Below are 13,320 nucleotides of genomic sequence, written 5' to 3'. Positions count from 1 at the left end.
CGGGGCCTCACGGACCGGCGGCGGGCGTGTTGTCGGGCGACATCAGCCGGAGGGAGACCCCCGCCTCCCCGGTTGGGCGGGCATAGGCCGCCAGCGGCAGAGCGTCGGTGGAAGCCGCCAGTGCCGGCGCCGCGATGTCCGGCGCCGCGACGGGGGGAAGCGCGATCTCGGGCGGCGCGCAGCAGCCGGCCGCCAGCGTGCACAGCAACGCCGGGAGCAACGCCGTTCTGGGCCGGAGGGTGGGGATGGGGGAGCGCATCATGGCGGCGGATCGTTCAGCTGGATGCCCCAGGTGTCGATGGTGGTGCCGACCTGCAGGTCCAGCAGGACGAGCGCATCGAGATAGGCCACCAGCGCCGCCAGCTCGCCGCTTTCGGCGGAGCGCAGCTGGTCCTGGAACGACACGACCTGGAAATTGCTCGACCGTCCGGCGCGCAGCTTGGCCATCTCGCCGGCCAGCGTCCGTTCGCCCAGTTCCCGCACCTGCCGGCTGAGCGTGTATTGACGCCACATGGCGTCGACCGTCCGCACCCCGTCGCGCACCTGCTGATCGACCTGGGCGCGCAGTTGTTCCAGCACAACCTCGTTCTGCCGCAGGCCGACGCTGGCCTGGACCTCCTGCTGTTTCAGGGACAGGTCGTTGATGGGGATGTTGAGCTGAAGCCCGGCCCGCAGGTCGGTCTTGGTGGCGGGCAGCTTTTCCGATGCCCGCCAGCCGCTGCGCCCGGCCCCCGGCACGCTCACCCCGGCGACCACCGAAACATCCCACAGCCGTTGATTGCGGGCGACATCCAGCCCGATGCGCGCGCTTTCGATGGCGATCAGCTGCGACAGGTAATCCGGGCGGTTGTCGAAGGCCAGCGCCCTCACCTCGTTCACGTCGATCCGCACCGGCTTCGCCGTCAGCCGGTCGGCGGGAACGACCCGCGTGTCGAGATCGAGCGCCAGCAGCGCCAGCAGTGCGAGCCGCGCGGCATCGAACGCGCTTTGCGCCTGCAACAGCGCCAGTTCCTGGGCCGCCGTGGTCGCCTGGGCCTGGAACAGTTCGACCGCGGCCATCCGTCCGGCGGCGATCAGGGCGCGGTTGGTCGCCTCCAGATCGCGGGCGCGTTGCAGGGCGCCGTCGGCCAGGGCGATCTGCTGGCGGGTTTGAACGAACTGGTGATAGGCGCGGGCGATGTCGGTCACGGTGTTGGCGACCGCGGTCTTCAGGCGAAGCCGGTTGTAGCGCTCCTGCAACCGCGCGATGCGCACCGGGGCCATCGTGGTGTCGTAGCCGGCCCCCTTCAGCAGCGGTTGGATGACCGACAGGGTGAGCGCCGACTCCCCCCGCGACAGCCCGTCGTTCGGTTGCCGCCGGCTGCTCTGCCGCAGGTCCCAGCCGAACGCGATGATTGTTCCCAGCGGCGTCAGCGTTTGCACCGTCGGCGTCAGGTCGATGGCGACCCCGCGGCTGCCGCCGGTGCGGTCGGCATCGATGGTGGACAGCAGATTTCCGCGGGGGGTGAAGGCGGATTCCGCGACATGCAGGTTGTAGGCGTCGAGAACCCGTTGCAGATAGGCCGTCCGGACCCCGTTATTCCGCCGCAGCCCGAGATAGACCGCCTCAGGCAGGGTCAGGCGCAGTTCGGGACCGGTTGCCGGCGGCGGCGGTCCGGGGCCATCATGGGCATAGCGGGGTTGCGGAGCCATCTGCGCGTGTGCGCCCTCCGCACCGCCAACGGCGGTTCCCAGAGCCAGGACGACCGCCATGCAGCGTATGATCGCAGGACATGCGTTCATGGCACTCGGAACCGCCACAGAGACACCTTTGACACAACCATAACTGTCCATATCATACGCAATGTGCCATGGACAGGAAAAGGGCGGGCGGCACGGGCGACGATGCCGATCCTCGCCACCTGGGTCGGGCCTCGGATGCGGACATCCGTCCCGCCGGCTGGCTTCTTCCCTCCGGTCGGGGCCGTGTTCAGGTTTTCAGATCGACGGGCTTGTACGAGGGCGGAGGCGACGCTTTGTCTGCGGTCTGGGCGGAGGACTTGTCGGCGGCGGGATCGGTGAGGGAAGAAGCCAGCCAATGCGCAGGGCCATTCGCCCCCGACTGGTTGCGCCCGGTCACGCCCTTCAGCAGCCTTTCGGCCAGTTGCGCCGCGTCCTCGCTCCGCGCCTTCATCCGGTCAAGCCGCGTACCGTTACCAGACGCCGGAGAGGACGCATCGCCTTTCTCCCCACGCAACTCTCTCTGCTGAGCTTCGTAGGCCGCTTTGGATTCTTTTATGCCCTGAACGACCTTTTCATACTGATCTGGTGGAAGATTTTCTTTTGCCCACCGAAGATCTTCTTCTTCTGTCGTATGGCCAGATTTTGTGCCGAGACTATCATTCGTTTCAGATATTTTTGAGACAAAATTATCGACATCTTCTCCGTTACTGGTTACGCCAATTATGCTTTGACTCCCAGCAACCTGAGTTCCTTGATCATTTGTATCCAAGCTGTAAAATAAACCGTATCCCGAGCGACCACTGGATTCTACGATAGGTTTTGATGTGATATTTATAGATATTTCGCCGTTTGCCGATGTAAATCCTGCTTTGAATCCCTCAACACTTCCGGTCTCTTCAATTTTCTTCTTGGCAGCAGCAGCGGCTCCTTCCATGAATTTCTTCAGAGCGGAACCGCCGGCAAGCGTGACGTTGGGACCATTATACGTCGTGATCGCTCCAGCCATTTTTCACGCTCCGTTATTGGGATGATCGACCTACACCGCCATGTGAGGTGCGACCGATGCCTTTTGTGTCGGGGGGTAGGGGAAGAGCGTGGATGCGTTCAGGAAACAGATACCGAACGCATGAGATCATTTACACCGTCAGGTCTTCAGATCGACGGGCTTGTACGAGGGCGGAGGCGACGCTTTGTCCGCGGTCTGGGCGGAGGATTTGTCGGTGGCAGGATCGGTGAGGGAGGAAGCCAGCCAATGCGCAGGGCCATTCGCCTCCGATTGGTCGCGCCCGGTCACGCCCTTCAGCAGCCGCTCGGCAAGCTGCGCCGCATCCTCGCTCCGCGCCTTCATCCGGTCAAGCCGCGTGCCGCCGCCAGACGCCGGAGAGGACGCATCGCCCTTCTCCCCTCGCAACTCCCTCTGCTGAGCTTCGTAGGCCGCTTTGGATTCCTTTATGCCTTGAACGAATTTTTCGTATTGTTCTGGCGGAAGATTTTCTTTTACATATTTAAGCTCTTCTTCTTCTGTCATTTTCCCAGATTTTGCGCCAACTGAGTCATTCATCTTACCTACGGTCGATACAAACTGATCGATATCATCTCCACTGTCGGCGACGTTACTGCCACCTTCGCCGCCACCAACTTGAACGCCTTTATCTGTTGTCTCCAGGCGATAGGATAAGGCATAGCCAGACTTTCCATTCAAATCAGTTCCAAAATCTGATGTGATGTTTACGGAAATCTCGCCATCGGCAGACCTGAAGTCTGCTTTGAATCCCGCGACGCTTCCGGTCTCCTCGATTTTTTTCTTGGCGGCAGCGGCGGTGTGTTCCATGAATTTCTTCAAAGCGGAACCGCCCGCAAGCGTGACGTTGGGGCCGTTGTAATCCGTGATCGCTCCAGCCATTTTCGGCACTCCGTCAGCGGGATGACTGGCGGGCATCACAAATGGATGCCCGCCATTGCATGTTACTGGATCGTGAACTTCACGTTACCCGAGCAGGTGGGAGAGGGCTGCTGGCTCACCACCACATTGTTGCAACTCCAAGAGCCCACTCCAAGCTTCGTCGAGAAACTTGTCAACGTTCCGCAGAGCGGGCCGTTCTTGACCTGCTGCCCCGGCCGCGACCACGAGAAGCTGCAAGACTTCCCGCCCCCCGACACGGTCAAGACGCCGCTGTCCGGCTGACCAGAGGAAAAGCTGGATGTGCCCGTTCCCGAGGCACCGTTGTTGATCGAACTCGGCAGGCCGATGCTGGTCCCCGACACCGTGACGGTTTGGCCGGACAGGTTCTGCACGACGACGCCGGTGCTTCCCGCCAGAGCCGGCACGGCGAACAGCAGGGAGGCCGCAAAGCCCATTGCTCCGGCAAATTTGACTGACATTAAAAGTCCTCCAGTTTTTGGTCTCAATGCCCAAGACATCCCGGCATGGTAGTGTCGCAGGCAGATGACAACACCTATATAGCGCAATTCTATGCCGCAAGACAATGCATGAAGGTGGAAAAATAGAATCCAATAAATCCTTAGATAGCGAATTTAGTATTTCTGCTCCCGTCCTCCACAGGGTCTGTTGCAAGGCTTGCCGGCAGGCACGGGATGATGGTTACGGGCATCCCGTGAGGTCCGACACCGATTGGCTTCCTCCAGCGCCCAGCCATTCCGCCGCCTGCCGGCAGACCTTGCAACAGAGCCGGAACGCGTCCCCGGACGTCGGTGCGGTGCTTGCGGGACGAAGGACGCTACCCTCCCGGCACCGGCCCGGACGCCTCCGGCACGGCCATGGTCTCACCGTTTCGTCGCCATCTCGCTTTGGGCTGCCGTTGCCTATGCAGACTGCGACGCCGAATCCGGGTAATGTCCGCCCAGCGTCTCCGACAGGCGGCTGCCGGCGGCCAGCAGCAGGGGCGCCATCACCGCCACCCGCTCCCCGGTGAAGCGGGTCAGCGGTCCCGACAGGGTCAACGCGCCGACCAGCCCGTCCCGTTGTGAAAAGACCGGCACGGCGGCGGCCCCGGTCTCGGACTCGCGCTCGCCGAAGGAGAGCAGAGGCAAGGCGGCGAAGTCGGCCGCCGATCCCTGCCCGGCGAAGCGGGTGAGCACATGGCCGGCGGCACCCCGGTCCAGAGGCAGGCGGTCGCCTTCATGAACGTGATCGCGGATCGCCTGCGTCGAATCTTCGCGGAAGGCGCAGATGCGCCACGCCCCTTCGCGCCGGAAGAAGGAGGCGCTTTCCCCGCTCTCCCGCATCAGCTGGCGCAGCACCGGCCGGACATGGTCCTCCAGCCGCAGCGAGCGCTGGTAGAGCCCCCCCAGCCGCATCAGCTCCGGGCCGAGCCGGTAGGACTTGTCCTGGTGGCGGACGAGATAGCCGGCCCTTTCCAGCGACACGGTCAGCCGCAGGATGGTGCTCTTGTAGAGCCCGGTGCGCGCCGCGATCTCGGTCAGGCTCAATGCATGATCGCCCGCCTGAAAGCAGCCGACGATGCTCAATGCCCGGTCGACGGACTCAACTCCCCCGGCGGATGCGGCGGTCGTGGTCGGCTTCGCATCGGTCATGTCGTACCCTTCATTGGCAGCTTCGGCGTGCATTCTTCCTCGACACCGCCATCGGCCGTCAAGGACGGCCCGAACAAGTCCCGGGCGTGAGAAAAGTGCGGAGGCAAATGGTTCAGGCTTGACGCAATTTGCCTTCGTATGTTCTCTTAGATGAAACATAGTTCTATCTAACAGAACTTTTGCGAGGCGAAGGGTGGAACGCTACAAGCTGTTCATCGACGGGGACTGGTGCGATCCGGTTTCCAACGAGTGGTTCGAGACGACGGAGCCCTTTTCGGGGCGGGCCTGGGCGGAGATCCCGCGCGGCACGCAGGCCGATGCCGACCGTGCGGTGGAGGCGGCGCACCGCGCCTTCCTGTCGCCGGACTGGGCCGGGCTGACGGCGACCCAGCGCGGCGCGCTGCTGCGCCGGCTGGCCGGGCTGATCGAGGACAATGTCGACCGGCTGGGCGCCATCGAGCAGCGCGACAACGGCAAGCTGATGGCCGAGGTCAGCGGGCAGGTGCGGAACGTCGCCCAATGGTTCCATTACTATGCCGGGCTGGCCGACAAGGTTCAGGGCGCCGTCGTGCCGATCAACAAGGCCGACGTCTTCAACTATGTGAAGTACGAGCCGCTCGGCGTCGTCGTCGCCATCACGCCGTGGAATTCGCCGCTGGCGCTGACCACCTGGAAGATGGCTCCGGCGCTGGCGGCCGGGAACACCATCGTCATCAAGCCGTCGGAATACACCTCCGCCTCCATCCTGGAACTGGCGAAGCTGGCGCATGAGGCGGGTTTCCCGCGCGGCGTCGTCAACGTCGTCACCGGCTTCGGCGGGGAAGTGGGCGAGCCGCTGGTGCGCCATCCCCTGACCGCCAAGATCGCCTTCACCGGCGGCGACATCGGCGGTCAGCGCGTCAACGAGGCCGCGGCGCCGGGCCTGAAGAAGGTGACGCTGGAGCTGGGCGGCAAGTCGCCGAACATCGTCTTCGACGACGCCGACCTCGACCAGGCGGTGAAGGGCGCCATCTCCGGCGTGTTCGGCGCCTCGGGGCAGACCTGCATGGCGGGTTCGCGCCTGCTGGTCCAGAAGACCATCCACGACGCCTTCGTCGCGAAGCTGGTCGCGGCGGCGGGCGAGGCGCGCATCGGCGACCCGTCCAGCATGGACACGCAGATCGGCCCCATCGCCACCCGTCCGCAATGGGAGAAGATCCTGCGGATGATCGACATGGCGAAGCAGGAAGGCGCGGTCTGCGCGCTCGGCGGCCATGCCCTGTCGGGGCCGGACTACGGCCAGGGGCAGTTCGTGGCGCCGACCATCTTCACCCAGGTGCGCAACGACATGCGCATCGCCCAGGAGGAGGTGTTCGGCCCGGTCCTCTGCGTCATCCCCTTCGAGGACGAGGACGATGCGCTGCGCATCGCCAACGACGTCGAGTTCGGCCTGGCGGCCGGCGTGTGGACCCGCGACCTGCACCGCGCGATGTACTGCGTCGACCGGCTGCGCGCGGGGACGGTGTGGGTGAACAATTACCGCTCGACCAGCTTCACCACGCCTTTCGGCGGCTACAAGCGCTCCGGCCTCGGCCGCGAAGGGGGCGTGGAGGCGATCAAGGAATATCTCCAGACCAAGTCCGTCTGGATCACCACGAAACCCAACCGCGCCAACCCCTTCGTGCTCGGTTGAGGCCGGGCCGGCGCGGCGAGTCCTCCGGGAGCATTCCCATGCCCGAAATTCCCATCTCTGAAGCGACCATCGACAGCGCCGCCGGCTGGTGGCGGACGTCGATCATCGACATCCATCCGGGTTCGATCCGGGTGCGCGGCTATGCCATAGAGGAGCTGATCGGCACGATCGGCTTCCCCGACATGGTCTGGCTGATGCTGCGCGGCGAATTGCCGACACCGGCGCAGGGCCGGTTGCTGGGGGCCGCGCTGGTGGCGGCGGTGGATCACGGGCCGCAAGCGCCGTCCATCGCCACCGCCCGCATGGCCGCCACCTGCGGCGTCGGGCTGAACAACGCCATGGCGTCCGGCATCAACGCGCTGGGCGACGTCCATGGCGGCGCCGGCCAGCAATGCATGGAGCTCTACGCCGCCGTCGCCGCCCGCATGGCCAATCACGGGGCGGGCGGCATGTCCGTGGCCGGGGCGGCGGATGAGGAAATCGCCGCCCGGCTGGAACGGCGCGAGCATATCCCCGGCTTCGGCCACCGCTTCCATCCCGTCGATCCGCGCGCCGGCCGTCTGCTTGCCCTGGTGGAGGCGGCGACGGGGGAGGGCGCCGTGACGGGAGAGGCCGCCGCCATCGGCCGCGCGGTGGAGGACGCGCTGGCCGCGCGCAAGGGCAGGCGGCTTCCGATGAACATCGACGGCGCCACCGCCGTGGTGTTTGCCGAACTCGGTTTCCCGTCCGGGCTCGGGCGCGGGCTGTTCGTCCTGTCGCGCTCGGTCGGCATCATGGCCCACGCCTGGGAACAGTCGCAGCAGGGCGGCCGCATCAAGGGGCCGATGCCGCCGTCCATCCCCTACCGATATGACGGGGCGTCGCCCCGTCCGGTTCCAGCAGAGATTCCGGGAGACGGAGCATGACCGACCGATCCCCCGCCGATTCCCCCGGCAAGCCGCTCCCCCTGGCCGGCGTCAAGGTCGTCGATTTCGGCCATACGGTGATGGGGCCGTCCTGCGCCATGATCCTCGCCGACCTCGGCGCTGACGTGGTGAAGGTCGAACCGGTGCCGAATGGCGAGCCGACCCGCCATCTGAAGGGCTTCGGCACCGGCTATTTCGGCTATTTCAACCGCAACAAGCGCTCCATCGCCGTCGATTTGAAGACGCCGGAGGGCCGTGACATCGCGCATCGTCTCGTTGCCGAGGCCGACGTGCTGGTGGAGAATTTCGCCCCCGGCACGATGGAGCGGCTGGCGCTGGGCGCCGACGCGCTGGCCCGCGTCAACCCGCGCCTGATCTACGCCAGCCTGAAGGGGTTCCTCGACGGCCCCTATGCCGGCCGCCTCGCGCTCGACGAGGTGGTGCAGATGATGACCGGGCTCGCCTACATGACCGGCCCGAGCGGCCGGCCGCTGCGTGCCGGCACCTCGGTCGTGGACATCACCGGCGGCATGTTCGCCGTCATCGCCATCCTGGTGGCGCTGCGCGAGCGGGAACGGATCGGCAAGGGCCAGACCATCGAGACCGCCCTGTTCGAAACCACGGTGTTCCTGATGGGGCAGCATCTCTGCTACGCCGCCCAGGCGGACGGGCCGATCCCGCCGATGCCGGAGCGCGTGTCGGCCTGGGCGGTCTACGAGACCTTCCGCACCGCCGACGGGCGGCCGATCTTCGTCGGCATCACCACCGACAGCCATTGGGAGCGCTTCTGCGCCGTCATCGACCGGCCCGACCTGCGCGAGGATCCCGGGTTCCGCACCAACAACGACCGCATCGCCGCCCGGCCGCGCCTGCTGCCGCTGCTGACGGCGCTGTTCGGCAGCCTGTCGATGGAGGAGGCTGTGTCGGTGTGCGAGCGCGCCCGCATCCCCTTCGCGCCCATCGCCCGGCCGGAGGATCTGTTCGAGGATCCGCACCTGCGGGCCACCGGCGGGCTGATGCCGACCACCCTGCCGAACGGGGTGCGGACCGCGCTGCCGCGGCTGCCGATCCAGGTGGCGGACACCGATTTGACGATCCGCCGCGACCCGCCGCGCGTCGGACAGGACACCTGCGCGGTGCTGGCCGAACTCGGCTACGGCCCGGCGGCGATCGAACAGCTGACGGGGGCCGGAATCGTCGTGGCCGACAGCGAGCCCGACGGCAACCGGCAGCGCCTGGCGGGATGATGCGGGACAGGTCTGGAGACGAAAGAAATGACGGAGGAAACACGGATGTCTGAGCACCCCATCGGCGATCTGGCCATCAGCGATCTGGTCATCGTCGGCTGCGGCATCGCCGGGCTTTCGGCGGCGGTGACGGCGCTGCAGGCCGGCCTGTCGGTCACCCTGCTGGAGCGGGCGCCCGAGGAGGATTTCGGCGGCAACTCGCGCTGGACCGAAGCCTATATGCGGATGAAGAACGATTCCGAGATCTCCGACGATTTCGAGGAGCATTTCGCCGCCAATGCCGGGTTGAACATCGACCCCAACGTGCTGGCGGCCGCCGCCGAACCGTACGAGCATTGGCCGGACTATGTGAAGGCCCACCCCTTCCCCGATCCGGAGGTGATCTCCCGCTTCGCCGAGCGGGTGCCGCCGACCATCGCCTGGCTGAAGGGCTTCGGCCTGCGGTTCGAACCGCAGCCGATCTATCTGCTGACCCAGAACACCCAGCGCATCGCGGCGCAGGGCGGCGGCCTCGCCCTGATCGAACGGCTGATGGCGGAGGCGAAGGCGCTGGGCGCCCGCGTGCTCTACCGCACCACGGCGCTCGACCTGCTGCGTGACGACCAGGGCCGCATCGGCGGCGTTCATGCCACCGGGACGGACGGGCTGCGCGTCGCCATCCGCGGCCGGTCGACGATCCTGGCGTCGGGCGGCTATCAGGGCAACCCGGAGATGATGACCCGCTACATGGGCCAGCGCGCCAAGCATGTGCGGCCGGTGGCGCGCGGCGGCTACTACAACCGTGGCGAGGGCATCCGCATGGCGCTCGACGCCGGGGCGGCGGCGGCCGGCGATTTCGGATCCTACCATGCCGAACCGGTCGACCCGCGGTCGCGCCAGCCGGAAGCGGTGATCTTCATCTGGCCCTATGGCGTGCTGGTCAACAAGCGCGGCGAACGCTTCCTCGACGAGGCTCCGGGCACCGCCGACGCCACCTACGACCACATCACCCGCATCGTCGCCGATCAGCCCGACGGGATCGCCTATGTGCTGTTCGACGATCAGGTGGAGGACATTCCGCGCTGGCGCACCAGCATCCGCAGCGACGTGCCGGCCATCGAGGCGCCGACGCTCGACGCGCTGGTCGAAAAGCTGGGCCTGCCGCCGGACGCCACGCTGGCGACGGTCGCCGCCTACAACGCCGCCTGTCCCGCCGATGCCTCCCGCTTCGACCCGACGCGGGTGGACGGTCTGGCGACCACCGGGCTGAGCCCGGCCAAGACCAACTGGGCGCGCCCGCTGACCAAGGGTCCGTTCCGCGCCTTCCCCATCGTCTCGGCCAATTGCTTCACCTTCGGCGGATTGAAGGTGGATGCCGATGCCCGCGTGCTGGACGGCAACGGCCGGCCGATGCCGGGACTCTATGCGGCGGGCGAGACGGTCGGCCTCTACCACCAGGTCTATACCGGCTCGACCTCGGTCCTGCGCGGCGCGGTGTTCGGCCGGCTGGCCGCCCAGCATGCGGCGGCCTCCAGCGACGCAGGCTGAGCATCCATAGAGCCGGCCATCGATAAAAATACCCCTAGGGAGGAACTGATGAACCGTTACGCGGTAACGGCGGCCGTCGCCGCCTGCCTGTTCGCCCACAGCCTGTCCCAGCCGGCGCTCGCGCAGAGCGCCGCCTACAGTGACGGCAAGATCAAGATCGGCATCCTGACCGACCTGTCGGGCCAGCTGTCCGACAGCACCGGTCAGGGGTCGATCGCCGCGGCGCAGATGGCGGTGGAGGATTTCGGCGGCGCCGTCAACGGCACGCCCGTCGAGCTGATCTTCGCCGACCACCAGAACAAGGCCGACGTCGGCGCCTCGACGGCCCGGCGCTGGTACGATGTCGATCAGGTCGACGCCATCATGGACGTGCCGAACTCCGCCGTGGCGCTGGCGGTGCAGCAGATCACCAAGGAGAAGAACCGCGTCGCCATCTTCTCCTCGCCTGCCAGCTCCGATTTGACCGGCAAGGCCTGCACGCCGAACGGCATCCACTGGACCTACGACACCTACGCGCTGGCCCATGTGACCGGCGAGGCGGTGGTGGCCTCGGGCTTCGACAGCTGGTACTTCCTGACCTCCGACTATGCCTTCGGCCACGCGCTGGAGCGTGACACCGGCGCCGTCGTCGAGAGCCAGAAGGGCAAGGTGGTGGGAAGCGTCCGGATGCCGGCGAACAATGCCGACTTCTCTTCCTTCCTGCTCCAGGCCCAGGCGTCGCCGGCCAAGGTCGTGGCGCTCGCCACCGCCGGGGCCGACACCCAGAACGCCATCAAGCAGGCGGCGGAATTCGGGCTCGGCCAGTCGGGCAAGAACATCGTGGCGCTGCTGCTCGCCATCAGCGAGGTCCATGCGCTGGGCCTGCCGGCGACCCAGGGCATCATGCTGACGACGCCCTTCTACTGGGACATGGACGACGAGACGCGCGCCTTCGCCAAACGCTTCTTCGAGAAGCGCAAGGCGATGCCGACCTTCTACCAGGCCGGCGTCTACGGCGCGGTCAGCCATTACCTGAAGGCGATCAAGGCCGCCGGGACCGACGCCGCTCCCACCGTCATGAAGACGATGAAGGAAACGCCGGTGAACGACTTCATGACGAAGAACGGCACGGTGCGCGAGGACGGCCGGGTGCTGCGCGACATGTATCTTTTCCAGGTCAAGACCCCGGCCGAATCCAAGTCGCCCTGGGACTACTACAAGCTGGTCCGCAGCGTTCCCGCCGACCGTGCCTACCGGCCGCTGTCGGAAAGCGACTGCCCTCTGGTCAAGAAGATGTAGGCGTCGCCCCACCGCGCTTCGCTCCTGGCGGGGCATAACTGATGGTAATGCCCCGCTTACATATATGAAGTTGAGCCGGAGGGCTGATTGCTTAGGATTCGCACCGAATTCGCCGCATCACTCCCGGCGGCGGCGCCTCCCACCCCTTACCGGACAGCATGACGATGGAGCGGATATCGGCCGCCGAAACCAGCCTGAGCGGGGGCGACCCGGCGACGGGCGAGATGGTGATGCGTGGGCATCGATTGCCCGATCTGATCGCCCGTCCCTATGAAGAGGTGGTGGCGATCCTGTGGGACGCGGAGATCCCGGCACGGATGAGCCGGGATGCCCTGGCTGCGGCGAGATGCGACGCCTTTGCGCGGCTCTCTCCCCGCTTCGCGGCGATGCCGTCCGATCTCACTGTGATCGAGTGTCAGCGCTTTCTGCTGGCCTCGCTGCCGGGGGCCGCGATGACGCCGCCGATGCTGGTGGCGGGCGCCGCCGTTGCCGCCGCTTCGGCCATCCGGCTGGTTCGTGGACAGGCCCCGGTGGCGCCGGACCGTTCCTTGCCGCATGCCGCCGATCTGCTGCGCATGATCCATGATGCCGCCGCCGGCGAGGCGGAGGCGCGGGCGCTGGACCGTTATCTGGTCGCGATGGTCGATCATGGCGTGAACGCCTCGACCTTCACCGCCCGCGTGGTCGCCTCCACCGGGGGTGGCCTGTCGGCGGCCGCGCTGGCGGCGCTGGGCGCGCTGGAAGGGCCGCTGCATGGCGGCGCGCCGGGACTGGTCCTCGACATGCTGGATGCCATCGGCGAGGCGGATCATGCGGAAAACTGGGTGACGGCGGCGCTCGACCGGGGCGAGCGGCTGATGGGCTTCGGATCCAGGGCCTATCACATCCGCGATCCTCGCGCGGACATCATGAAGGACAGCCTGCTGGCGCTGCAAAAGTCCGGCGCGGGTCGGGCACCGGAGGGGCGGCTTGCCTTTGCCGAAGCCGTCGAACGGACGGTTCTTTCGGTGATGGCGGCGCGCTGCCCCGAGCGGACCCTGCACACCAATGTGGAATTTTACGCCGCCCTCCTGTTGGAAGCGCTCGGTGTGCCGCGTGCCGGCTTCACACCCCTCTTTGCCGCCAGCCGCGCGGCCGGATGGGCGGCGCATGTGCGTGAACAGGAACGGACCGGACGCATGTTGCGACCGACGTCACGCTATGTCGGTCCGCTGCCGGCCGGCCGACCCAAGACCGGAAGAGAACAGGAATGACCACCGGACCCACCGACGACATCATCCTGGAAGCGCGCAACCTGACGAAGGAGTTCAAGGGGTTCGTGGCGGTTCGCGACGTGAACCTTCAGGTTCGCCGCGGCACCATCCACGCGCTGATCGGCCCGAACGGCGCCGGCAAGAGCACGGTGTTCAACCTG

At 66.4% G+C, this 13,320-nt stretch carries 13 protein-coding genes; 7 read left to right on the top strand and 6 right to left on the bottom strand.

Annotated features, from left to right (window positions below):
• Positions 1–7: 7 nt before the first annotated feature.
• The 6 genes from VH569_RS17290 to VH569_RS17265 form a co-directional block, all read right to left on the bottom strand.
• The gene (locus VH569_RS17290; protein WP_423316458.1) at positions 8–262 is read right to left on the bottom strand and encodes a hypothetical protein; all 255 of its coding nucleotides are present in this window, start codon (positions 260–262) and stop codon (positions 8–10) included.
• Positions 259–1,692 carry a TolC family protein gene (locus VH569_RS17285; protein ID WP_423316456.1) on the bottom strand — a complete coding sequence of 478 codons (1,434 nt, stop codon included), beginning with the start codon at positions 1,690–1,692 and terminating at the stop codon, positions 259–261. The genes VH569_RS17290 and VH569_RS17285 overlap by 4 nt, the downstream gene beginning before the upstream one ends.
• Positions 1,693–1,969: 277 nt before the next feature.
• On the bottom strand, positions 1,970–2,728 hold the full coding sequence (locus VH569_RS17280; protein WP_423316454.1) for a hypothetical protein: 759 nt from the start codon (positions 2,726–2,728) through the stop codon (positions 1,970–1,972).
• Between the two features lie 138 nt (positions 2,729–2,866).
• Positions 2,867–3,625 (bottom strand): hypothetical protein, encoded by a 759-nt coding sequence (locus VH569_RS17275; RefSeq protein WP_423316452.1) that lies wholly within the window; start codon positions 3,623–3,625, stop codon positions 2,867–2,869.
• A gap of 62 nt (positions 3,626–3,687) precedes the next feature.
• Positions 3,688–4,104, bottom strand: coding sequence for a hypothetical protein (locus VH569_RS17270; protein ID WP_423316451.1), 417 nt, complete (start codon positions 4,102–4,104; stop codon positions 3,688–3,690).
• A 441-nt stretch (positions 4,105–4,545) separates the two neighbouring features.
• Positions 4,546–5,277 carry an IclR family transcriptional regulator gene (locus tag VH569_RS17265; protein ID WP_161957952.1) on the bottom strand — a complete coding sequence of 244 codons (732 nt, stop codon included), beginning with the start codon at positions 5,275–5,277 and terminating at the stop codon, positions 4,546–4,548.
• Between the two features lie 193 nt (positions 5,278–5,470).
• Here VH569_RS17265 and VH569_RS17260 point away from each other — a divergent pair, with 193 nt between their 5' ends.
• From VH569_RS17260 to VH569_RS17230, 7 genes are all read left to right on the top strand, one after another.
• Positions 5,471–6,949, top strand: a complete 1,479-nt coding sequence (locus VH569_RS17260) for an aldehyde dehydrogenase (protein WP_423316449.1) — start codon at positions 5,471–5,473, stop codon at positions 6,947–6,949.
• A gap of 38 nt (positions 6,950–6,987) precedes the next feature.
• The gene (locus tag VH569_RS17255; protein WP_423316447.1) at positions 6,988–7,854 is read left to right on the top strand and encodes a citryl-CoA lyase; all 867 of its coding nucleotides are present in this window, start codon (positions 6,988–6,990) and stop codon (positions 7,852–7,854) included.
• Positions 7,851–9,101 (top strand): CaiB/BaiF CoA transferase family protein, encoded by a 1,251-nt coding sequence (locus VH569_RS17250; protein WP_423316446.1) that lies wholly within the window; start codon positions 7,851–7,853, stop codon positions 9,099–9,101. The genes VH569_RS17255 and VH569_RS17250 overlap by 4 nt, the downstream gene beginning before the upstream one ends.
• A gap of 45 nt (positions 9,102–9,146) precedes the next feature.
• Complete coding sequence (locus VH569_RS17245) at positions 9,147–10,628, top strand: FAD-dependent oxidoreductase (protein ID WP_423316444.1); 1,482 nt, start codon at positions 9,147–9,149, stop codon at positions 10,626–10,628.
• A 48-nt stretch (positions 10,629–10,676) separates the two neighbouring features.
• A complete protein-coding gene (locus VH569_RS17240) occupies positions 10,677–11,906 on the top strand; it encodes an ABC transporter substrate-binding protein (RefSeq protein WP_423316442.1) in 1,230 nt (409 codons plus the stop codon).
• Positions 11,907–12,070: 164 nt separating this feature from the next.
• Positions 12,071–13,159 carry a citrate synthase gene (locus VH569_RS17235; protein ID WP_423316441.1) on the top strand — a complete coding sequence of 363 codons (1,089 nt, stop codon included), beginning with the start codon at positions 12,071–12,073 and terminating at the stop codon, positions 13,157–13,159.
• Positions 13,156–13,320: ATP-binding cassette domain-containing protein (locus VH569_RS17230; protein WP_423316754.1), on the top strand; the 165-nt coding region annotated here is incomplete at its 3' end. The genes VH569_RS17235 and VH569_RS17230, both read left to right, overlap by 4 nt.

It is taken from the genome of Azospirillum sp. 11R-A, assembly GCF_049472615.1.
GTDB classification, from domain to species: domain Bacteria; phylum Pseudomonadota; class Alphaproteobacteria; order Azospirillales; family Azospirillaceae; genus Azospirillum; species Azospirillum palustre.
The sequence above is the reverse complement of the archived record's forward strand: the minus strand, read 5'-3'. Positions and strand labels throughout refer to the sequence as shown.